This is a genomic window from Sphaerisporangium fuscum, assembly GCF_018531465.1.
GTDB lineage: Bacteria > Actinomycetota > Actinomycetes > Streptosporangiales > Streptosporangiaceae > Sphaerisporangium > Sphaerisporangium fuscum.
This window is the reverse complement of the sequence record NZ_JAHDTF010000034.1, coordinates 51,123-72,082: the sequence shown is the minus strand read 5'-3', so window position 1 is coordinate 72,082 and position 20,960 is coordinate 51,123. Positions and strand designations below refer to the sequence as shown.

Annotated in this window: 17 protein-coding genes; 9 read left to right on the top strand and 8 right to left on the bottom strand. The window is 72.8% G+C overall.

Going from position 1 to position 20,960, the window contains the following annotated elements; translation table 11 throughout:
* Nucleotides 1–41: 41 nt before the first annotated feature.
* Genes KIK05_RS36520 through KIK05_RS36510 form a run of 3 tightly spaced genes read left to right on the top strand, consistent with a single transcriptional unit; the run spans nt 42 to nt 3,123 of the window.
* Nucleotides 42–668: a TetR/AcrR family transcriptional regulator gene (locus tag KIK05_RS36520; RefSeq protein WP_214415418.1), complete on the top strand. Its 627-nt coding sequence runs from the start codon at nt 42–44 to the stop codon at nt 666–668.
* Between the two features lie 14 nt (nt 669–682).
* Complete coding sequence (locus KIK05_RS36515) at nt 683–1,555, top strand: ABC transporter ATP-binding protein (protein ID WP_214415472.1); 873 nt, start codon at nt 683–685, stop codon at nt 1,553–1,555.
* Nucleotides 1,552–3,123, top strand: a complete 1,572-nt coding sequence (locus KIK05_RS36510) for an ABC transporter permease (RefSeq protein WP_214415417.1) — start codon at nt 1,552–1,554, stop codon at nt 3,121–3,123. The genes KIK05_RS36515 and KIK05_RS36510 overlap by 4 nt, the downstream gene beginning before the upstream one ends.
* A 37-nt stretch (nt 3,124–3,160) precedes the next feature.
* On the opposite strand, the gene KIK05_RS36505 is transcribed toward KIK05_RS36510, so the two are convergent.
* Complete coding sequence (locus KIK05_RS36505) at nt 3,161–4,147, bottom strand: alpha/beta fold hydrolase (RefSeq protein WP_214415416.1); 987 nt, start codon at nt 4,145–4,147, stop codon at nt 3,161–3,163.
* Nucleotides 4,148–4,389: 242 nt separating this feature from the next.
* Here KIK05_RS36505 and KIK05_RS36500 point away from each other — a divergent pair, with 242 nt between their 5' ends.
* From KIK05_RS36500 to KIK05_RS36490, 3 genes are read left to right on the top strand one after another with little or no spacing between them, the layout of a single operon-like run.
* The gene (locus tag KIK05_RS36500) at nt 4,390–4,854 is read left to right on the top strand and encodes an RNA polymerase sigma factor (RefSeq protein ID WP_214415471.1); all 465 of its coding nucleotides are present in this window, start codon (nt 4,390–4,392) and stop codon (nt 4,852–4,854) included.
* Nucleotides 4,851–5,813 carry a hypothetical protein gene (locus KIK05_RS36495; protein WP_214415415.1) on the top strand — a complete coding sequence of 321 codons (963 nt, stop codon included), beginning with the start codon at nt 4,851–4,853 and terminating at the stop codon, nt 5,811–5,813. The genes KIK05_RS36500 and KIK05_RS36495 overlap by 4 nt, the downstream gene beginning before the upstream one ends.
* A gap of 41 nt (nt 5,814–5,854) precedes the next feature.
* Nucleotides 5,855–6,868 (top strand): phosphotransferase, encoded by a 1,014-nt coding sequence (locus tag KIK05_RS36490; protein WP_214415414.1) that lies wholly within the window; start codon nt 5,855–5,857, stop codon nt 6,866–6,868.
* 212 nt (nt 6,869–7,080) lie between these two features.
* Here KIK05_RS36490 and KIK05_RS36485 read toward each other — a convergent pair whose 3' ends face one another.
* The 4 genes from KIK05_RS36485 to KIK05_RS36470 form a co-directional block, all read right to left on the bottom strand.
* Entirely contained in the window at nt 7,081–9,867 is a 2,787-nt protein-coding gene (locus KIK05_RS36485; protein WP_214415413.1) for an aconitate hydratase, read from the bottom strand.
* A 213-nt stretch (nt 9,868–10,080) separates the two neighbouring features.
* Entirely contained in the window at nt 10,081–10,812 is a 732-nt protein-coding gene (locus KIK05_RS36480; RefSeq protein ID WP_214415412.1) for a metal-dependent hydrolase, read from the bottom strand.
* Nucleotides 10,813–11,134: 322 nt separating this feature from the next.
* The gene (locus KIK05_RS36475; RefSeq protein ID WP_214415411.1) at nt 11,135–11,929 is read right to left on the bottom strand and encodes a class I SAM-dependent methyltransferase; all 795 of its coding nucleotides are present in this window, start codon (nt 11,927–11,929) and stop codon (nt 11,135–11,137) included.
* Between the two features lie 66 nt (nt 11,930–11,995).
* A complete protein-coding gene (locus KIK05_RS36470) occupies nt 11,996–13,438 on the bottom strand; it encodes an MFS transporter (protein WP_308250259.1) in 1,443 nt (480 codons plus the stop codon).
* 286 nt (nt 13,439–13,724) lie between these two features.
* Here KIK05_RS36470 and KIK05_RS36465 point away from each other — a divergent pair, with 286 nt between their 5' ends.
* The 3 genes from KIK05_RS36465 (at nt 13,725) to KIK05_RS36455 (ending at nt 15,882) form a co-directional block, all read left to right on the top strand.
* Entirely contained in the window at nt 13,725–14,471 is a 747-nt protein-coding gene (locus tag KIK05_RS36465; RefSeq protein WP_250564036.1) for a PadR family transcriptional regulator, read from the top strand.
* 6 nt (nt 14,472–14,477) lie between these two features.
* Complete coding sequence (locus KIK05_RS36460) at nt 14,478–14,981, top strand: DUF1707 SHOCT-like domain-containing protein (protein ID WP_214415410.1); 504 nt, start codon at nt 14,478–14,480, stop codon at nt 14,979–14,981.
* 220 nt (nt 14,982–15,201) lie between these two features.
* On the top strand, nt 15,202–15,882 hold the full coding sequence (locus KIK05_RS36455) for a DUF6879 family protein (RefSeq protein WP_214415409.1): 681 nt from the start codon (nt 15,202–15,204) through the stop codon (nt 15,880–15,882).
* A gap of 40 nt (nt 15,883–15,922) precedes the next feature.
* Here KIK05_RS36455 and KIK05_RS36450 read toward each other — a convergent pair whose 3' ends face one another.
* From KIK05_RS36450 to KIK05_RS36440, 3 genes are all read right to left on the bottom strand, one after another.
* Entirely contained in the window at nt 15,923–18,484 is a 2,562-nt protein-coding gene (locus KIK05_RS36450; protein WP_214415408.1) for a polynucleotide kinase-phosphatase, read from the bottom strand.
* Nucleotides 18,432–19,907 (bottom strand): 3' terminal RNA ribose 2'-O-methyltransferase Hen1, encoded by a 1,476-nt coding sequence (locus KIK05_RS36445; protein ID WP_214415407.1) that lies wholly within the window; start codon nt 19,905–19,907, stop codon nt 18,432–18,434. The genes KIK05_RS36450 and KIK05_RS36445 overlap by 53 nt, the downstream gene beginning before the upstream one ends.
* 113 nt (nt 19,908–20,020) lie before the next feature.
* Nucleotides 20,021–20,944, bottom strand: a complete 924-nt coding sequence (locus KIK05_RS36440; protein WP_214415406.1) for an LLM class F420-dependent oxidoreductase — start codon at nt 20,942–20,944, stop codon at nt 20,021–20,023.
* Nucleotides 20,945–20,960 lie beyond the last annotated feature (16 nt).

Genomic DNA, 20,960 nt, shown 5'->3' with positions numbered 1-20,960 from the left:
CACTTGTATTGGCACCCATACAGGTGTTTAAATCCTTGGACATGCGACCAGTATCTGAAGAGGACCTCACGGCGCGAGCCCGCATTCGCGACGTCGCGATGGCGTTGTTCGCCGAGCGGGGGGTCAAGGCCACCACGATCCGGGGCATCGCCGAGGCGGCCGGCGTCTCGCCCGGCCTGGTGCAGCACCACTTCGGCTCCAAGGAGGAGCTGAGGCACGCCTGCGACGAATACGTCCTCAGCTACGTGCGCGAGCAGGTCGAGACGGGCATCACCGGGCGCAACCTGGAGAAGCCCGAGTTCGTCGAGAGCGTCCACCGCACCGCGCCACCGCTGATGAAGTACCTCGGCCGCGCACTGGTGGACGGCTCCCCCGGGGCCGCCGCCATGTTCGACGAGCTCGTGAGCGTGACGGAGAAGCATCTGTCCCGCGACGACGACCCGCAGGCCGACCACCGCGCCCGCGCGACCGTGCTGACGGCGATGAAACTGGGCATCACCGTGCTGCACGAGCACGTCTCCCGCGCTCTCGGCACCGACCTCCACAGCCCGCAGGGCGCGCTGCGCACCGGCAGGGCCCAGCTCGACCTGATCAGGCCGGAGTTCCTGGGCCGCGAGCTGTTCGAGCAGGCACGGACGGGCCTCGAACGATTCGAGGGCCGGCAGTGAAGGCGGCGGTACGCATGGAGGGCCTGGTCAAGACCTTCGGCCCCACCAGGGCGCTCGACGGGCTCGACCTCGTCGTCAGGACGGGCGAGGTACACGGCTTCCTCGGCCCCAACGGCGCGGGCAAGACCACCGCCATCCGCATCCTGCTGGGCCAGATGCGCGCCGACGGCGGCCGGGTCGACCTGCTCGGCGGAGACCCCTGGCGGGACGCCGCCGAACTGCACCGCAGGCTCGCCTACGTGCCCGGCGACGTCACCCTGTGGCCCTCGCTGACCGGCGGGGAGGTCATCGACCTGCTGGGCAGGGTGCGCGGCGGCCTCGACCCCCGGCGGCGCGCCGAACTGCTCGAACGCTTCGAACTCGACCCGCGCAAGAAATGCCGCACCTACTCCAAGGGCAACCGGCAGAAGGTGGCGCTGGTGGCCGCCTTCGCCTCCGACGTGGACCTGCTGGTGCTGGACGAACCGACCTCGGGCCTCGACCCGCTCATGGAGGCGGTCTTCAACGAGTGCGTGCTGCGGGAGAAGCGCGGCGGCCGCACCGTCCTGCTGTCCAGCCACATCCTCTCGGAGGTGGAGACGCTGTGCGACCGCGTGAGCATCATCCGCGCCGGCCGTACCGTCGAGTCCGGCAGCCTGGCCGACCTGCGCCACCTCACCCGCACCTCGGTGACGGCCGAGCTGGCCGGACCGGCCCACGGCCTGGCCGCGCTGCCCGGCGTGCACGACCTCACCGTGGACGGCGCCCGGCTGCACTGCCAGGTGGACGCCGACGCCCTCACGCCGGTGCTCGCCGAGCTGGCCAGGGCCGGCGTGCGCGCGGTGACCACGCAGCCGCCGACGCTGGAGGAGCTGTTCCTGCGCCACTACGAGGGAGCCGCGAGATGAGCGGCACCTGGACGCTGATCCGGCTCATCCTGCGCAGGGACCGCGTCCTGCTGCCGGTGTGGATCGCGATCAGCGCGCTGCTCCCGGCGGCCGTCGCGTCCGCCACCACCCGCCTGTACGGCGACCAGGCGGCCCGCGAGGCGTTCGCGGCGGCCTCCATGGACAACCCCGCCCAGCTCGCCACCCGCGGCGTCATCTACGACGCGAGCGTCGGCGGCCTGACCGCCTGGACGCTCGGCTCGTCCGGTGTGCTGATCGCGGGCCTGGTCAGCGCCCTGCTGGTGATCAGGCACACCCGGGCCGAGGAGGAGACCGGCCGGCGCGAGCTGCTGGCGTCGGGCGTCGTCGGCCGCCATGCCCCGCTGGCCGCCGCGCTCGCGGTCGTGGTCGCCGCCGGCCTGCTGACGGCCCTGCTGTCGGTTCCCGGCCTGGCCGCCGCCGGGCTGCCCGCGGGATCGTCGCTGCTGTTCGGGCTCTCCACCGCCGGAGGCGGCTCGGCGTTCGCGGCCGTGGCCGCCGTCACCGCGCAGCTCTCCGCCTCGTCCGGCACGGCGCGCGGCACCGCGATCGCCGCCGGCGGCCTGCTGTTCGCACTGCGTTCGGTGGGCGACGCGGGTGGCGTCCCCTGGCTCGCGTGGCTGTCGCCGTTCGGGTGGGCCCGGCTGACCAGGCCCTACGCCGGCGACCAGTGGTGGGTGCTGGGGCTGTTCGGGGCGTTCGCCGCCGCCCTGGCCGCGGCCGCGTTCGCGCTGTCGGCCCGGCGTGACGTGGCCGGCGCCCTGATGCCCGCCCGCCCCGGACCCGCCGCCGGAACCCTGCGGGGCCCGTTCGGCCTGGCCGGGCGGCTGCACCGCGGCACGCTGGCGGGCTTCGCGATCGGGTTCGGGCTGCTGGGCGCGCTGCTCGGCGCGGCGGCGCACGGGCTGGACGCCCAGCTGGACACGCCGCAGTTCCGGGAGTTCGCCACCACGATCGGCGGCTCCGGCGCCCGCATCTCGGACGTGTTCTTCACGTTCATGATCTACGTCCTCAGCCAGCTCGTCACGGGTGCGGCGCTGGTGTCGGCGCTGCGGGCCCGGGGCGAGGAGGCGGCGGGGCGGGCGGAGATACTGCTGGCCACCCCGGTCGGCCGGCTGCGCTGGGCGCTGAGCCACCTGCTGTTCGCCGTCGCGGGCCCCGCGCTGTCGCTGACCGCCCTGGGCGCGGCGGCGGGCCTCGCCTACGACGGCGAGGTGGTCCGCGTCACCGGCGCCACGCTGGCCTACCTGCCCGCGGTGTGGACCGTGGTCGGGCTCGCGACGCTGCTGTTCGGCGTGCTGCCCCGGCCGGCGGCGGCCGTGAGCTGGACCGTGTTCGGCCTCATCCTGCTGGTGGACCTGCTGGCGGAGTTCAAGCTGGCGGGCGGGTTCGTGCAGGATCTGTCGCCGTTCGTGCACGTGCCGGGGACGTTGCTGGGCGAGGCCTCCTCGCCGGCGGTGCCGCTCCTCGGCCTGACCCTCGCGGCCGGGGCCCTGGCCGCGGCGGGGCTGGCGTCCTTCTGCCGCCGCGACCTGGCGCCCTCGGCCTGAGCGCGGGAACCGGTCCGCCGTCCTTTACAAAGTAGAGTCACCTCGGTGGAGGTGAGAACGCCCCGGCCACCACGTCCCGGACCGCGTCGGCGACCAGGTCCGGCTGGGCGTAGTGCACGTAGTGGTCGGCGGTGGCGGCCCTGACGAACCGGCCCCTGCTGCTCAGCCGGGCGAGCGCGGCGTAGTGGTCATACGCCTCCTCCGGCTGGCCGGAGGAGGCGATCACCACCACGGGCCGCGCCCCCCACGCCCCGGGCCGTACGGTGGCCTGGACCTGGCGCGCGCTGTCCACCGAGGTCGCCCCCTCCGCGCCCGAGGTGGCGATCGTGCCGGCGCCGTAGACGACGGCGGCCTGCCGCCGCGCGACCTCTGGCGTGCCGCCGGGCACCAGACGGCTCCCGAACAGCCGTACGACGCCGACCCGGGCCGCGACCCCGTAGACCGCCGTCTGCACGCCGAGGAGCCGTTCCGCCATCCGCAGCTCGCCGACGCCCTGCTCGTCGGTCACGTCGACCAGCACCAGGCCGGCGGTGAGGGCGGGCCACCGGTCGGCGAACACCCGTGTCACGTTCCCGCCGTAGGAGTGCGCCACCAGCACGTACGGCCCGCGCTCGCCGGACGCGCCGAGCAGGGCGTGCAACTCCCCCGCCAGCCTCCCCGCGTCCCGCGGCCCCGGGCCCGGCTCACTCCAGGCGTACCCCGCCCGATCGTAGGAACAGGCCCGCAGGCCACCGCCGGACGACGGCCCGCTGACCTCCTGCTGCACCCGCGCCCAGGTCAGACCGGACTCCCCCAGCCCTGCCTCGAACACCACGGTCGGACCGCTCCCCCGTGGGCCGGTGCAGTCGAGGCGCAGCCGGTGCCCGCCCACGTCGACGAGCCGTCCCGGCGCGGGATAGCGGGCGGGGTCGCCGCGCCGGGCCAGGGTCTCGTACGCCCACCCGCAGACGCTCACGACCGCGACCAGGGCGAGCGCCCCCGCCAGCGCCCGCCTCCAACGGCGCCGGCCCGGACGCGCCGGCACCTCACCGGTCCCCCGCCGCCTCACGCGACATCAAAGATCGAACTCATGCGGATCACGCTACGGGCCGCACCGGCCCGCCCGCCTCGCCCGCACGTCCGATCCCGCCCTGCTACCGAGGTCGCACCCGCCGGGCCCGCTCTCCTCCCGGCGGCGTAACCTCCCCGGCAGGAGAGATGTGACCAAGGGGGCCGGAGCTCCGTCTCCCAGGGTGTGAAGATTCCACCACGGACGCGGAGGCGACCATCGGCACCCGCATCGAAGACCTCTACCGGGAGCACTGGCCCCTGGTCTGCGGTTACCTCCTCCGCCGGACCCGTGACCCGCACCTGGCCGAAGACCTCGCCCAGGAGACGTTCGTCAGGGCGACGCGGGCGCTGCTGGGCTGGCGCGGTGAGTCGCCGGTCGCCTGGCTGCTCAGCATCGCCCGCAACGTGCTGGCCGACCACTTCCGTCGCGGACACGCCGAACTGCCCCTTCCCGACGCCGAGGCCCTCGGCGTGCCCGAGCTCGTCACGGACGCCGTCGCGGTGCGCGACGTGCTCGGACGGCTGCCGGACCCGCAGCGACGCCTGCTCACCCTCGTCTACTTCGACGGGTTCTCCCTGGTGGAGGTGGCCGCGATGACCGGCCGCTCCACCTCCTCCATCAAGACCGCCGTGTGGCGGGCCCGCGCCGCCTTCGCCGAGATGTACGGAGCCTCCCGATGACCGGAACGACCACCCCGGACGACCCCGCCGGACCCGGCGAGGACGCCTTCGAGATCCCGGAGTTCGACCCCAGGAGGACCCGCAGGGCCGTGCGCAGGGGCGTCCTGCGGACCGGCCTCGTGGCCGCCGTCACCCTGGTGCTGCTCTTCGTGGCCGCGACCGCGGGCTCCGAATGGGTCCAGCGGCGCGGCGACCGGGAGAAGCGCATGCGGGACGTCCTGGGGACAGCGCTGCAGATCGCCAACCCGGGCTACCGCATCACGCTGGGCGGCATCAGTGCCTCTCCGCTGTCACTCTCCCTCGACGTCGGTATCACCCCGCTGCGGGCGCAGGGCTCGTTCTCCACCGGGGCCGCCTTCGGGGACACCAAGGACGAGATCACCCAGGACTTCTTCGGCCGCGTGCTGCACTCACCGCTCGGGTACGCGACCGAGACCCCCCTGACCTACGCGCTCTACAACGTCGGGACCGGCAACCAGCCCAAGGACCGCATGCGCAAGGTGCTGGCCCGGCTGCCCCGGACCATGAACGCGCTCGCGGTCGTGGAGTTCGCCGCGCCGCTCGGCACCGATCAGCTCGCCGCCTTCGGCAGACAGTACGACTCGTGCCCTGATCTGGTGGTGTACGAGAACCGCCCGCGTGCCACCCCGATCACTTGGGGATGGGACATGTCCCCCAGCACCTCAGGGATGGACGGCGGCACGTGCCACGATCTGGTGCCGAAGGAGCTGGCGAACTTTCGCGCCTGGGTGGCTTCGCTGCGGGAGTACGACGACGCCAACCTGAGAAGGCTCGGCGTGAACCTGAAGCGCCTGCGCGAATCCGCCGCCGGCGGGCAGACCTACGCCTACGTCGACACCGTCGCAACCGTCGAGGAACTCCGCAAGATCATCGAGGATCCCCGGGTCGCGACGGTGCGGGTCGCGGACGTCACCTACGACCTGGAGCGCGACAGATAACCACGTGCCCGGCGAAGGCGCGGCCGTATACCTTGGCCGGCATGAACGATTTACCCGAAGGGCTCGGCGAATCCGAGCTGCGGGACGGCCTGGCCGCCTGGGGCGTGGCGGACGCCCGGCTGGAGTACGCGCCGGTCGGCTTCGGCGACTACCACTGGACGGCGGCCGGCGACGGGGACCGGCGGTGGTTCGTCACCGTGGCCGACCTGGCGCACAAGACGCACTGCGGCGTCGGCGCGGAGGCCGCCTTCGACGGGCTGCGCCGCGCCATGGACACCGCCGCGGCGCTGCGCGACGAGGCGGGGCTGGACTTCGTGGTGGCGCCCCTGCCGGACGCCGGCGGCGAGACCCTGCGCCGCCTCGGGGAGCGGTACGCCGTCAGTGTCTTCCCGTTCGTGGACGGCGTCGCCGGCGACTTCGGCCGGGCGCTCACCCCCGCGGAGCGGGCCCCGATCATCGACCTGCTCGCCGAACTGCACCGGGCGAAGCCGCCGTCCCACGCCCCGCTCCTGCGGCCGGAGCTCTCCACCCGCGCCCATCTGGAGCAGGGCCTCGGCGAGCTGGACCGCCCCTGGGAGGGCGGGCCGTACGCCGGGCCGGCCAGGGCCCTGCTGGCGGAGCACGCCCCGGGCCTGCGCCGGCGGCTGGAGGAGTTCGACCGGCGGGTCGCCGAGCTCGACGGGAAGGCCGGGGAGCCGGTCCTGACGCACGGGGAGCCGCATCCCGGCAACCTCCTGCGGCTCGGGGAGCGGCTCCTGCTGGTCGACTGGGACACCGTGGGCGTCGCCGAGCCCGAACGCGATCTGTGGCAGGTCGCCGAGGACGCCGGCGACCTCGCGCGCTACGCGGACGCCACCGGGCAGGCGCCGGACCCGTCGGCCCTGACGCTCCACCGCCTCCGCTGGGACCTGGAGGACCTCGGCGTCTACGTCGGCCAGTTCCGCGCACCCCATGGGCGGACGACCGACACCGAACAGGCGTGGGGGTTCTACGGCGGCCTTCTAAGACAGTTGACCGGGGACGCCGAGTACGGCCCCCTGGGCATGTCCGGCTAGCCGGCCCCTGTTCTCCGCACATCGCCCTCATCGAGCTGGGCCGGTCACTGACGCGGACCGCAAACAGCGCTGACCAGGCAGATTCGGGCTCGTGCGGAGAACAGGGCCCGGGAACGCCGAACGGCCCGGCGGGTGGGTGTTCCGCCGGACCGCTCTGTTGTAGGAGTCGTGGACCCCCGAAGGGCGGAGCCGGAGGCTCCGCCCCGCCCCGCTCAGCTCTTGGCGAGCAGGGAGCGCAGGACGTACTGCATGATGCCGCCGTGGCGGTAGTAGTCGGCCTCGCCGGGCGTGTCGATGCGCACGACGGCCTGGAACTCCTTGTCGCCCGCCTTGACGGTGACGGTCGCCGGGGTGCTGCCGGAGTTGAGCTCCTCGACCCCGGTGATCTCGAAGGTCTCCTCGCCGGTCAGGCCGAGCGAGGCGGCGCTCTCCCCCTCCGGGTACTGCAGCGGGAGCACGCCCATGCCGATCAGGTTGGACCGGTGGATGCGCTCGTACGACTCGGCGATCACCGCGCGGACGCCGAGCAGCGCGGTGCCCTTGGCCGCCCAGTCGCGCGAGGAGCCCGAGCCGTACTCCTTGCCGGCCAGGACGACCAGCGGGGTCCCGGCGGCCTGGTAGTTGACCGAGGCGTCGTAGATCGTCGAGACCGGGCCGCCGTCCTGGGTGAAGTCGCGGGTGAAACCGCCCTCGGTGCCCGGCGCGATCTGGTTGCGCAGGCGGATGTTGGCGAAGGTGCCGCGGATCATCACCTCGTGGTTGCCCCGGCGGGAACCGTAGGAGTTGAAGTCCTTCAGCGCGACGCCGTGCTCCTTGAGGTAGGTGCCCGCGGGCGAGTCGGCCTTGATCGAACCGGCCGGGGAGATGTGGTCGGTGGTGACCGAGTCGCCGAGCAGCGCGAGCACCCGGGCGCCGTGGATGTCGGTGACCGGCTCGGGCTTCTCGGGCATGCCCTCGAAGTACGGCGCCTTGCGGACGTAGGTGGAGGCCGGGTCCCACTCGAAGGTGTCGCCGGTCGGGATGGGCAGCGACTGCCAGGTCTCGTCGCCCTTGAACACGTCGGCGTAGTCACGCTTGAACATGTCCTCGCCGATGGAGGAGTTGACGACCTCGGCGATCTCCTCGCCGGAGGGCCAGATGTCCTTGAGGAACACCGGCTCGCCGTCGGCGCCGACGCCGAGCGGCTCGGTGTTCAGGTCGAGGTCCATGGTGCCGGCGAGGGCGTAGGCGACGACCAGCGGCGGCGAGGCCAGGTAGTTCATCTTGACGTCGGGGTTGATCCGGCCCTCGAAGTTGCGGTTGCCGGACAGCACGGCGGTGACGGCCAGGTCGTTGGCCTGGATCGCCGCGGAGATCTCCTCCGGCAGCGGGCCGGAGTTGCCGATGCAGGTGGTGCAGCCGTAGCCGACGAGGTTGAACCCGAGCTTGTCGAGGTAGGGCGTGAGGCCGGCCCGCTCGAAGTAGCCGGTGACGACCTGCGAGCCGGGGGCCAGGGAGGTCTTCACCCACGGCTTGCGCGACAGGCCCTTGTCGACGGCGTTCCTGGCCAGCAGGGCGGCGCCGATCATGACGTAGGGGTTGGAGGTGTTGGTGCAGGAGGTGATCGCGGCGATCACCACCGCGCCGTGGTCGAGCTCGAACGACGTGCCGTCGGCGAGCGTGACCGGGATCGGGTCGTGCGGGCGGCCGAGGGCCGGCTCGGCCGGCGCGGCGCGCGGATGGTCCTTCGCGTTGTCGTGCCCGTCGGCCTGGGCGTTGGAGGCCGGCGAGTCGGAGGCGGGGAAGGACTCCTTGATCGCCTCGTCCACCTCGCCGTCATCGGGCACGAAGACGCGCACGTCGCGGCGCCAGGTCTCCTTGGCCGAGGACAGCGCGATGCGGTCCTGCGGGCGCTTGGGGCCGGCGATGGACGGGACGACCGTGGACAGGTCGAGCTCGATGTACTCGGAGAACACCGGCTCGTGGGAGGGGTCGTGCCACAGGCCCTGGGCCTTGGCGTACGCCTCGACCAGCGCGACCTGCTCCTCGCTGCGGCCGGTCAGCTTGAGGTACTTCACGGTCTCGTCGTCGATCGGGAAGATCGCGCAGGTGGAGCCGAACTCGGGGCTCATGTTGCCGATCGTGGCGCGGTTGGCGAGCGGGACGGCCGCGACGCCCTCGCCGTAGAACTCGACGAACTTGCCGACCACGCCGTGCTGCCGCAGCATCTCGGTGATGCGCAGCACCAGGTCGGTGGCGGTGGCGCCGGCCGGGAGCTCCCCGGTGAGCTTGAAGCCGACCACGCGCGGGATGAGCATCGAGATCGGCTGGCCGAGCATGGCCGCCTCGGCCTCGATGCCGCCGACGCCCCAGCCGAGGACGCCGACGCCGTTCTCCATGGTGGTGTGGGAGTCGGTGCCGACGCAGGTGTCGGGGTAGGCCTTACCGTCGCGGATCATGACGACGCGGGCCAGGTGCTCGATGTTGACCTGGTGGACGATGCCGGTGCCCGGCGGGACGACCTTGAACTCGTCGAACGCGGTCTGGCCCCAGCGCAGGAACTGGTAGCGCTCGCGGTTGCGCTCGTACTCGCGCTCGACGTTGCGCTGGAAGGAGTCGGGGCCGCCGAAGAAGTCGACGATGACCGAGTGGTCGATGACCATCTCGGCCGGGGCCAGCGGGTTGATCTTGGCCGGGTCGCCGCCCAGGTCGCGTACGGCCTCGCGCATGGTGGCGAGGTCGACCACGCAGGGCACGCCGGTGAAGTCCTGCATGATCACGCGGGCCGGGGTGAACTGGATCTCGACGCTCGGCGCCGCCGTCGGGTCCCACCCGCCGAGCGCGCGGATGTGGTCGGCGGTGATGTTCGCGCCGTCCTCGGTGCGCAGCAGGTTCTCAAGGAGGATCTTCAAGCTGTACGGGAGGCGCGCCGACCCCTCGACGGCGTCCAGCCGGTAGATCTCGTATGCCGCGTCACCGACGCGGAGTGTGTCACGGCTGCCGAAGCTGTTCGCGGACACGGAGACTCGCCTCCCTCATTTCACGCTCATCGCCACTGATGATGGGCCGCCACATTGTGCCGGGTTCGCCCATAGATCCTGCCGCACCGGTGGAGTGCCGTCGCCAGTTAGGCTGCCCTTACCACGCCCGGTTGCCGCGGATGTCTCGATATCAAGATATCGGGCCACGTATCTCGACATCAAGTTACTCGCCAGTAGCTCAGGTGGCGCCCCTCAGAGCGACGCGGGCATCAGGCGGATCGCGAACAACCCGATCACGACCACCGACAGCGCCGGGCCGAGGAACTTCACCTCGAACGCCCTTCCCGTCTTGATGCCTATCTTCCACGGCAGCAGCCACCGGTGCTTCAGCGGCCACAGCACGGGGCAGCCGCGCTCGGTCAGGCAGTCGCCGACGACATGGGTGAGACATCCGATCGCGATCGCGAGCCCCAGCCAGAGGTACTCCACGTCACGGGAGCGGAACATGATGAAGGCGGCGGCGGTCAGGCCGATGTTGATCAACGCCGAGGTGATCGTCTTGTCGGGGATGCCGATGCCGATCGCCCGCAGCGCCAGGCCGATCATCAGGATGACCACGATGTCCCGGCCTATGGAGTAGTGCTCGGCCAGCAGCGTGGTGCCCACCCCGGCGGCGGCCGCGAAGAGCAGGGAGTGCGTCGCGTGACGGTGCCCGCCGCTCACCCAGTTGAAGAACTTGCTCAGCACCCAGGTCGCCGGCCCGAACGTCTGGGCGATCGTCGCGCTCGGGTGGTCGAGGTCGGGGAGCATCGCGGCGCCCGCGCACACCAGGGCCCCGGCGATCAGCTCGCTCGGGGTGAGTATGTTGGCCACCATCGGCGCCAGGTCACCCGCCAGGCCCCCCGCGGCCGGAAGCGCGGCGAGCCCCGGTGCGACGAGCAGCCAGACGGCCGCCCCGCTCAGCGCGTGCGTGTGCCCCATCATGCGTAGATCACGTTCGGGCACCCTATGGCAAAAACGCTCCAATGCGGCGGAAGAGTTATGTCACCCGTCCGGCGTGTCGCCTCCCGTCCGGGCTTCCGGCCGATGGGAGCGCCGCGGCCCCGCACACGGGCCGCTCCCGGCGGGCGGAGAAGCGGGGAAAAGGAAGACGGGACCGTTCCGCTCCAAGAGCACCCCCCAGCCCTCTCAGAGCAGAACGATCCCGTTCCACAGCGGATAACGCTCGGGTCTCGGCCTCTGTTCCCCGCTCAGCGTGATCTGCGTCACTTCGCGGGTAGATCTTCCGGCGGCACCCGCTCCACGCTCACGCGGCCGGCGCCGGCCGGTGGGCCACGGTGAGCACATGGCCGCTGACCCCGATGAGGCTCGGGACCGACTCCATCGAGCGCTGCGCCTGGAGGATGAGGTCACGGCGTCCGGGGTCGTCGAGCCAGTCCTCGATGTCGCCGTAGAGCCAGAAGGCGCCTTCCAGGCCGTACCGCACCGCGCCGGGAAGGCCGGCGTCGGCGAACTCACCGGGAACCTCCTCCGCATCGTGCAGGTAGGCGGTGAAACCGTTCGGGCCGAGCAGGGTGCCGTCGGCCACCGCGGCGTGCGCCGCCTCCTGGTACGACTCCTGGAGGTAGAGGCGCTGGTAGATCATGTCGTGCACGGCGGCGTGGCGATTGATCGTGGCCGCCGCCACGGGGCCGCCCGGCCGTACCACCCGGCGGGCCTCGGCCAGGGCCCGCAGCCGGTCGGCGCGGTCGGGCAGGTGGTAGAGCGGGCCGAGGAGCAGCACGGCGTCCACGCTCTCGTCCGGCACCGGCAGTTCCCGCGCGTCGCCGAGCCGCGCCCGCACGCCGGGCAGCCGCCCCGCCCGTTCGACGTGGAGGGGGACGGGGTCGAGGAGCTCCACCTCGTAGCCGTCGGCGGCCAGCCATTCGGCGTGCACCCCCGTGCCACCGCCGACGTCCAGCACCCGGGCCGGGGCCGGTGGCAGCACCCGCCGCAGCACGTCCTGCGTCCGCCAGAACTCCAGCCGGTCGCGTCCCTCGCGCAGCCGCCGGTGTTCCTCGTCCCGCTCGTAGTAGTCGAGGACTTCCCGTGTCACCGTCATACCTGATCATGCGGACCGTCGCGCCCCCGGGGCAACTGGATTCCCGGCCGCGCGGGCTCCGCGGGACTAGGACCGGTCGCCGGCGGCCGGGAGGGGGGCGGTGCCGTGGCCCGCCGCCGTCAGCTCCTTGCCGGTTACGGTCCGCAGGAACGGCACGACCGTGGCGGCCGCCAGGACCGCGAAGGCCGCGAACGACGCGCGGGTCCCCACCACTTCCGCGATCACCCCGGCGAGGGCCGCGGCCACGGGGAGGGTGCCCCAGCCGAGGAGCCGGGAGGCCGCCCCGTACCGGCCGAGCAGGCGGCCGGGGACGACGGTCTGGGCGATCGTGCGGGAGTTGACCGTCCACAGCGTGCCGCCCATGCCGCCCGCGAACGCCGCCGCGCCCACCGCCCACGCCACGGGAAGGACCGCCGGGACGAGCATCATGACGAACGTCCCGACCAGGTCGGTGAACAGCGCCCACCGCACGCCGAGCAGCCGGTTCACGACGGTGACGGCCAGGGCGCCGGCCAGCCCGCCGACCCCGATGGAGCTGATCAGCAGGCCGTACCCGGCCGGATCGAGAGACAGCACGTCCGCCGCGTACGTCGGCAGCAGCGCCAGCCAGGCGCTCCAGCAGGCGGCGAGCGCCGCGATGGTCAGGGACATGGTGCGAAGCAGCCGATGCCGCCAGACGAACGCCAGCCCTTCCCGTATCTCCGCCACGACCGAGGACGAACCGCCCGCCCGCGTCTCCGAAGAGGGGGACGCGACCTCCGCCGCGGCCGGGCCGTCCGCGGCGGGGGCGGCGTCGACCCTGGCCACGAAGCGTCCGGCCAGCAGGGCGAGGAGCACGCCGCCGAAGGCGAACCCGGCCGCCGCCGACCCCAGGGCGACGGCCGCGCCGGCGCCGACCAGCAGGCCGCCGACCGCCGGCCCGCAGAACTCGTTCGCGAGCGTCTCCACTCCGGCGATCCAGGCGTTGGCCCTGCCCAGCCGGTTGCGGGGGATCGCTGCGGGAACCAGCGCGCCGACGGCCGTGTTGGCCACCACCTCGGCGGCGCCGATGCCGAGCCCGGCGGCGTAGAGGGCGGGCAGGCCGAGGACGCCGGCCGTTCCCATGCCGAGGACGGCCGCCATTATGGCGAGGCGCACCAGGTTCGCGCCGGCCACCAGGCGGCGCCGGTCCCTCCTGTCGACCAGGACCCCGACGGGCAGGGAGATCAGCAGCCAGGGCAGGGTGAGGGTGAGCGCGACCCCGGCGACCAGGCCGGGCGACGCGGTGAGCTGTACCGCGAGGAGCGGCAGCGCCACCTTCGCGATCCCGTCGGCGAGATTGGTGACGCCGGTGAAGGCCACCAGCACGACCTCGTTCCGCCGCCCGCGACCGTCCTCGGCCGCCCTGGCAGGCCTCGTCCGGCTCTTCGAAGCGCCGCCCGCTTCGGCGACCGTCTCAGGCCCTTGCCGCACCCGCTCGGCCTGCCGCCCGAGCGCACCCTCGTCGATCGCGACGATCGTCTCCGTCACACCCACTCCAACCACCAAAAGGCTTTTGCCGGTTACATGCTAGCGGCGAGGCGGTCCGGCGGCCAGAGGTGGCGACCCGCGGACACGCGCGGTTTCCCGCCGCGAGCGGCGCCGCCCCCGCCCCACGTCTCACCGCGTCGGCGCCGAAGAACGAGCCACACGTCCGCCACGTCGGAAGTGGCGGCCTTCTTGGCATGTGGGTTGTTCTTGGAACACTATCGATATATCTTTGAGGCATCGAGAGCGGTCGATGGACGATCGTTCGGAAAGAAGAGATGAGGCAGAGATGTCACACGCACACACCATGAGAGAGATGCCGTGGCCCGACCCGCGGGCGCTCAAGGGGGCGGCGCTGGCCGCACTCGGGACGATGGCCGCCGGCTGGCAGGGCCACCACGGTCCGCACGGGCACCACCGCGGCCCGCACGGCGAGCACGACGACGAGGCCCGCGGCGAGCGCCGGTATCGCGGCAGGCGCGGCCCCGGCCCCTTCCCCTGGGACTTCGGACGAGGCCCGTTCGGTCCCGGCTTCGGCTGGGGAGGCGGGCGGCCGCCGTTCGGCAGGGGCGGGCGCAAGGCCAAGCGAGGCGACGTCCGCGCCGCCATCCTCGCCCTGCTCGCCGAGGAGCCGCGCAACGGCTACCAGATCATCCAGGAGATCGCCGAGCGCAGCCACGGGGGCTGGAAGCCGAGCCCGGGCGCGGTCTACCCGGCTCTGCAGCAGCTCACCGACGAGGGGCTGGTGCGCTCGGAGGAGGCCGACGGCCGCAAGACCTTCGACCTCACCGAGGCCGGCCGTGCCTACGTGACCGAGCACCCCGACGAGGTGGGCTCCCCGTGGGAGGAGATGACGCCGAACGTCGACGAGAGCGTCTACGAATTGTTCGATTTGTCGCGTCAGGCCGCCGCAGCGCTCTTCCAGGTGGCGCAGACTGGCAGTGACGGGCAGATCAGGCAGGCGAAGCAGATCCTGACCGAGACCCGCCGCAAGCTGTACCAGATCCTGGCCGACGGCGACACCTCGGAGGAGTGACGGTCGATGACCTCGCGGGACGATCTGCGGATCGGTGACGCGGAACGCGACGAGGTGATGAACGCCCTGCGCGAGCACTTCGCGCAGGGCCGTCTCACCCATGACGAACTCGACGAACGGCTCGACGCCGTCCTCGCCGCCCGCACGGCCGGCGATCTGGGCCGGGTGACGGCCGACCTTCCCGGGCCGCAGGCACGTCCCGTGGATCACGCGTGGCGCCCGCCGGGCGGCTGGGCGCCCCCGCCGCAGGCGGACCTCGCCACCTGGGGGCACCACCTGGCCGCCGCGCGCGGGGAGCGTCACCGGCGCCGGCGCGGGCACCACGGCAGGCCGCATCCGGTCGTCCTGGTGCTGGCGGTCCTCGCGATCGCGTCGCTCGTGTCCGGCTCGTTGATGCCGGTGTTCGGGGCGCTGAAGCTGCTGTTCCTCGGGTGGGTGGTGTTCGCCGTGCTGGGCCTGGTCCACCACCGGCACCATCACCACCGTCCCCGCCTGGGACGCCGCTACTGATCTCGCCGTCTGAGGGGGAAAGGGGCCGCCGGGAAGGGCGGAGGGGCGGTATTTGGGCCTTGACGGTGCCAGTCAGCCGTTTCATGATCGGCCTGTCGTCCCGACCGTCGCCATTCCCGGGTTTCGGCTCGCGCGTGTCCGGGCATGGTGGCGCACGTTGTCCGCGAGTACTTCGCGCCGCCAGCCCTGTGGGCACCGCCCCCGAAGACGAGGAGTTTCCATGGTCCCGGCCACGGACAGTCGGCTTGATCCCGATGTTTTCGAGCGGGTGCGCGGGCTGGACGCGGCGGTCCTCCCCCCGGAGCTGTACGGCCCGGAGTTCCGCCAGGCCTACGAGAGCGCCGACGGGGTGGTGTGGAAGCTCGAACGGGCCCAGCACTTCCACGAGCCGTACGAGCCGAGCTGGGTGGCGATGGCGGAGGGCGACTGGGAACGTTCCCTGCGGCTGATCGACGAGATGCGCGACTCCCTGGTCAGGGACTACGCGGGCTACGCGGAGTTCCGCAGGGTCCGCGTCGTCGAGCCGCCGCTCACCCCGTACATGCAGTGGGAGCTGCTGGTGCTCGCCGCCCGCGCCGATGCCGGGGAGCGGGCCCGCGTCGTGCCCGCCTCCGCCGTCCGGCGCTACGAGCGCCCGGGCCGCCCGCTGCCCGAGCTGCTGGTCTTCGAGTCGGGCCTGATGTACGAGGTGCTGTACGACGCCGGCGGCGCCCACCTCGGTGGGCGCCGCATCACCGACCCGGCCGCCGTGGAGTCGTGCCTGGCCGCCCTGGCCCGGCTGTACGAGCAGGGCGAGGACCTGCCCGGCTACGTCCGCCGCGAGGTCGTCCCGCTGCCGGCTCCGCCGGCCCTCAGCCCCGTTCTCCGCACATCGCCCTCATCCCCGCAGGAGCACATGTAGCGCGCCGCCAGGGAGATCCGGGCTCGTACGGAGAACAGGCCTAGAGACGAGGGTCGACGGGTTCGGACTCGAGCGCGAGGACGGCGAAGACGGGCTCGTGGACGCGCCACAGGGGCTCGCCCGCGGCCAGTCTCGCCAGCGATTCGAGGCCGAGCGCGTGCTCGCGCAGGGCCAGCGATCTCTTCTTGCCCAGGAAGCGGCCCCGCAGGTCGGCGAGACTCTCGGTGTAGTCGGGGCCGTAGATGATGCGCAGGTACTCCCGCCCCCGCACCTTGACACCCGGCTGCACCCGCCCGGCCGCCGGGGCGGCGGGCTTGACGACCATGCCCTCGCCGCCGGCCTCGGTCAGGGAGGTCCACCACTCGACGGCCGCCGCGCGCGACTCCGGCGAGCCGAGGGACACGAACAGGTGCCGGGTGGGGGTGATGATGTCGGACGACAGCCGCGCCAGCGTCGACAGGTGCCAGGAGTGCGGCTCCTCCCCCGCCGTGGCCCGTCCCTCCGCCGCGAGGATCTGGAACGGCGCGAACCGCACCCCCGACAGACCGGACACCGGCCAGCAGTACCGTGCGTAAGCGTCGCGGAATCGGGCAGCGTTGCCGGCGCGGCGCCGGGTGCGATCCACCAGGTCCTCCACACCCAGACCGCGCCCGGCCGCCGCTTCGAGTACGGCGAGGGCCTCGGGGAGCGCGGCACGGGCCGCCGCGCCCACGGACGCGTACTGCTCGCGGATCAGCCCGCCCGCCTTGGCCGACCATGGCAGCAGCTCGCCGTCGAGCACCAGCCAGCCGGTGCCGAGCTCGTCCCACAATCCCGCCTCCGACACGGCCGCCCTGAGCCGGTCGACCAGCTCCGCCGTCAGCGCCGGGTCGTCGAAGAACGGCCGCCCGGTGCGCGTGTGCACGGTGCCGCAGCTGCCGTCCCGTACGCCGAACCGCGCCGCGGCGACCTCCGGGGTGCGGGTCAGCACGGCCACCGCCCGCGAGCCCATGTGCTTCTCCTCGCACACCACCTCGCCGACGCCCGCCCGGTGGAACTCCTCCAGGGCCTCGTCGGGGTGCTCCAGGTAGCCCTCCCGTGAGGAGGTCTCCGTCGGTGCCATGGTGGGCGGCAGGTAGACGAGCCAGCGCGGGTCGACGGCGAACCGGCTCATGATCTCCAGCGCGGCGGCGGAGTTCTCCTCGCGGATCTTCACTCTGCCGCCGGCACGGATCTCGACGTACCGGGTGCCCCGGACGTCCCCGATGTCGAGCACGCCGGGGTCGCGCTCGACGGGCGCCGCCGCCAGCGGGCGGGCCGGCTCGTACCAGACCCGCTCGGCCGGGACGGAGGCCAGCTCCCGCTCGGGGTAGCGCAGCGCGGTCAGCTTCCCGCCGAACACGCAGCCGGTGTCCAGGCAGATCGTGTTGTTGACCCATTCGGCCTCCGGGACCGGCGTGTGGCCGTACACGACCATGGCCCGGCCGCGGTAGTCCTTGGCCCACGGGTAGCGGACGGGCAGGCCGTACTCGTCGGTCTCGCCCGTCGTGTCGCCGTAGAGGGCGAACGAGCGCACCCGCCCTGAGGCGCGGCCGTGGTAGGCCTCCTTCAGGCCCGCGTGCGCGACGACCAGGGCGCCGCCGTCGAGCTGGTAGTGGCTGATCAGGCCGTCCATGAAGGCCTTGGCCGCCTCGCGGAACTCCTCGGGCTCGCGGGCGAGCTGCTCCAGGGACCGTTCGAGGCCGTGCGCGACCGTGACCTTGCGCCCGTTGAGCGCGCGGACGAGCTTCTGCTCGTGGTTGCCCGACACGCACAGCGCCGTGCCGGCCGCGACCATGCCCATGACCAGCCGCAGCACGCCCGGCGAGTCCGGCCCGCGGTCGACCAGGTCGCCGACGAAGACGGCCGTGCGGCCCTCGGGGTGCGCGGCGCCGACCGGCCTGCCGGTCTCGTCGCGGCGCACCTCCCAGCCGAGCGCGCCGAGCAGGGTGGTGAGCTCGCCGAGGCACCCGTGGACGTCCCCGATGATGTCGAACGGCCCGGTCAGCTCGCGGCGGTCCGTCCAGGCCTTCTCGTACACGATCGTGGCCTGGTCGATCTCGTCGCCGCGCAGCACGTGCACGCGCCGGAAGCCGTCCCTGGAGATCTTCGACAGGGATCGTCGCAGGTCCTTGCGCTGCCGGGTGATGACGTGGGAGCCGAAGTCCCGGTCGGGGCGCAGGGCGTTGCGGGCGACCGCGACCTCCTCGGGCACGTCGAGGACGATCGCGTCCACCAGCACGTCGTGGCTCCTGGCCAGCTCGACCAGCTTCTTGCGGGCCTCCCACTGGACGTTGGTGGCGTCCACGACCGTGAGCAGCCCGCGCCGCAGCCGCGTGCCCACGATGTAGTTCAGCACGTCGAAGGCGTCCGGGGTCGCCGCCTGGTCGTTCTCGTCGTCGGCGACCAGCCCCCTGCAGAAGTCGGAGGAGACGACCTGGGTCGGCCGGAAGTGCTTGCGGGCGAAGGTCGACTTGCCGCTGCCGGACACCCCCACCAGCACGACCAGCGACATCGCCGGAACCCTGATCTCAGCCACGACTGAACACCCCCATCTGGGTCGGCGGGCCCACCTCGGGGTCATCGTCGCCGACGGGCCGGTACGCCACGCGGTAGCCGTACTCGCGGCAGACCCTCTCCGCCCACGCGGTGAACTCCGCGCGGGTCCATTCGAAGCGGTGGTCGGGGTGCCGCATCCCGGTCAGGAACTCGTAGCGCACGTTGTACTCGCTGTTGGGCGTCGTGACGATCACCGTGCCCGGCCTGGCGTCGCCGAAGACCACCCGCTCGAGGGCGGGCAGCCGGGGCGGGTCGACGTGCTCGACCACCTCCATCAGCACGGCGGCGTCGTACCCGGCGAACCGTTCGTCGGTGTAGGTCAGGGCGCCCTGGAACAGCTCCAGGCGCTCCCGGCGGGCGTCCGGCATGCGGTCGAGCTTCAGGCGGCGGGCCGCCAGGGCGAGCGCGCGGGCCGAGACGTCGACGCCGGTGACCTTGGTGAAGGCGGGGTCGCGCAGGAGCTCGCCGACCAGCCCGCCGGAGCCGCAGCCGAGGTCGATCACGCTGCGCGCCCCCAGCTCGGCGAGCACGGCGACGACGGCGTCCCTGCGCAGCAGGTTGAGCGGCCGCCGTTCGGGCCCGCCCTCCTGCTGCGCGGGCGGCTCGCCCCCGGGCGGCACGACCGCCTCGGCCGCGGCCTCCTGGGCCTCCGGCTCGGCCTGGGCGCCCGGTTCCTCCTCGATGGGAGGTTCCAGCTCCTCCTCGACGTCGTCGCCCAGTTCGGCCAGCCGGGCGAACGCCTCGTGGGTGAGGCTCCGGCGGCGGCCGAGGTAGCGGCGCGTGATCCGCCCGCGCTCCGGGTGGGACGCCAGCCAGCCCTCCCCCGCGCGGACCAGCTTGTCGACCTCGTCGGAGGCGATCCAGTAGTGCTTGGCGTCGTCCAGCACCGGGAGCATGACGTACAGGTGGTTGAGCGCGTCGGCCAGCCGGACCGCGCCGCGCAGCACCAGCCGTACGTACCGCGAGTCGCCCCACTCGGGGAACCCCTCGTCCAGCGGTACGGCCCGCGCCTCCACCTGCCAGCCGAGCGGCTCGAACAGCTGGTGGGCGAGCTCCGGACCGCCCCGGCACGGCAGGGCGGGCACGGTGATCTCCAGCTCGACCGGCCCGGCCGCCAGCTCGGGCCTGGCCTTGCAGATGCCGGCCCGGGCGGTCCTGAAGACGTCCGCGAGCGCCACGGCCAGCATCGAGGAGGCCGCGTAGGGGCGGTCGTTGACGTACTGGCCCAGGCTGAAGTCCGGGGACGATCTGCCGCGCGAGCGGACCAGCCGGACCGGGTCGACCTCCAGCATGAGCGCCGCCGTACAGCGTTCCTCGGAGGCCTCCGGGTAGAGCACCCTGGCCGTGCCGAAGGACTGGCCGAATTCCTGCACCCGGTCCGGATGCTTGTGCAGCAGGAAGCCGAGATCGGTGGCGGGTCGCGTGGTCGTCGAGATGGTCAGGAGCACGTTGCCCGATTTTTCCCTAACCGGATCACCACGGCCACCGGATTAGGCGTGTGGCCGGGCCCTCGGCTCGCCGTCACCTCCCGGGCGCGGGGCCCCGTTCCCCGCGCCCCGCCTCAGACGTTCGGCAGGATCTCGGAGGCGATGAGCTCCAGGTGGTCGAGGTCGGACAGGTCGAGCACCTGGAGGTAGACGCGCTCGCAGCCGATCTCCGCGAACTTCCCGATCTTGTCGATGACCTCCTGCGGCGTGCCGGCCAGGCCGTTCCCGCGCAGCTCGGTCACCTCGCGGCCGATGGCCGCCGCGCGGCGGGCGATCTCGGCCTCGTCCGCGCCGACGCAGACCACCTGAGCGGCCGAGTAGACCATGGACCCGCGGCCGGCGGCCTCGCACGCCTGGCGGACCCGCCCGTAGGCGGCCGCGGTGTCGTCCAGGCGATTGAACGGCACGTTGTACTCGTCGGCGAACCTCGCCGCGAGCCGCGGCGTGCGCTTGGCGCCGGTGCCGCCGATGATCACCGGCGGACGCGGGCTCTGCGCGGGCTTGGGCAGCGCGGGCGAGTCGGCCACCCGGTAGTAGGCGCCCTCGAAGGAGTAGGTGTCGCCCGGCTTGGTGGTCCACAGGCCGGTGATGATCTCCAGCTGCTCCTCGAACCGGGCGAAGCGCTCGGCGACCGGCGGGAACGGGATGCCGTACGCCTTGTGCTCGGCGTCGAACCAGCCCGTGCCGAAACCGAACTCCACTCGGCCACGGCTCATCTGGTCGACCTGGGCGACGCTGATGGCGAGCGGGCCCGGCAGACGGAACGTCGCCGCCGTGACGAGCGTGCCGAGGCGGATCGTCTCCGTCTCGCGGGCCAGCGCCCCGAGCGTCACCCACGAGTCGGTCGGCCCCGGCTCCGGGTCCACCCCGCCCATGTGCAGGTAGTGGTCGGAGCGGAAGAACGCGTCGAACCCCAGCCGCTCGGCGGCCTGCGCCACCCGGAGCTGGTCCTCGTAAGAAGCCCCCTGCTGGGGCTCGGTGAAGATCCTTAGTTTCATATGGCCATTATCCCGT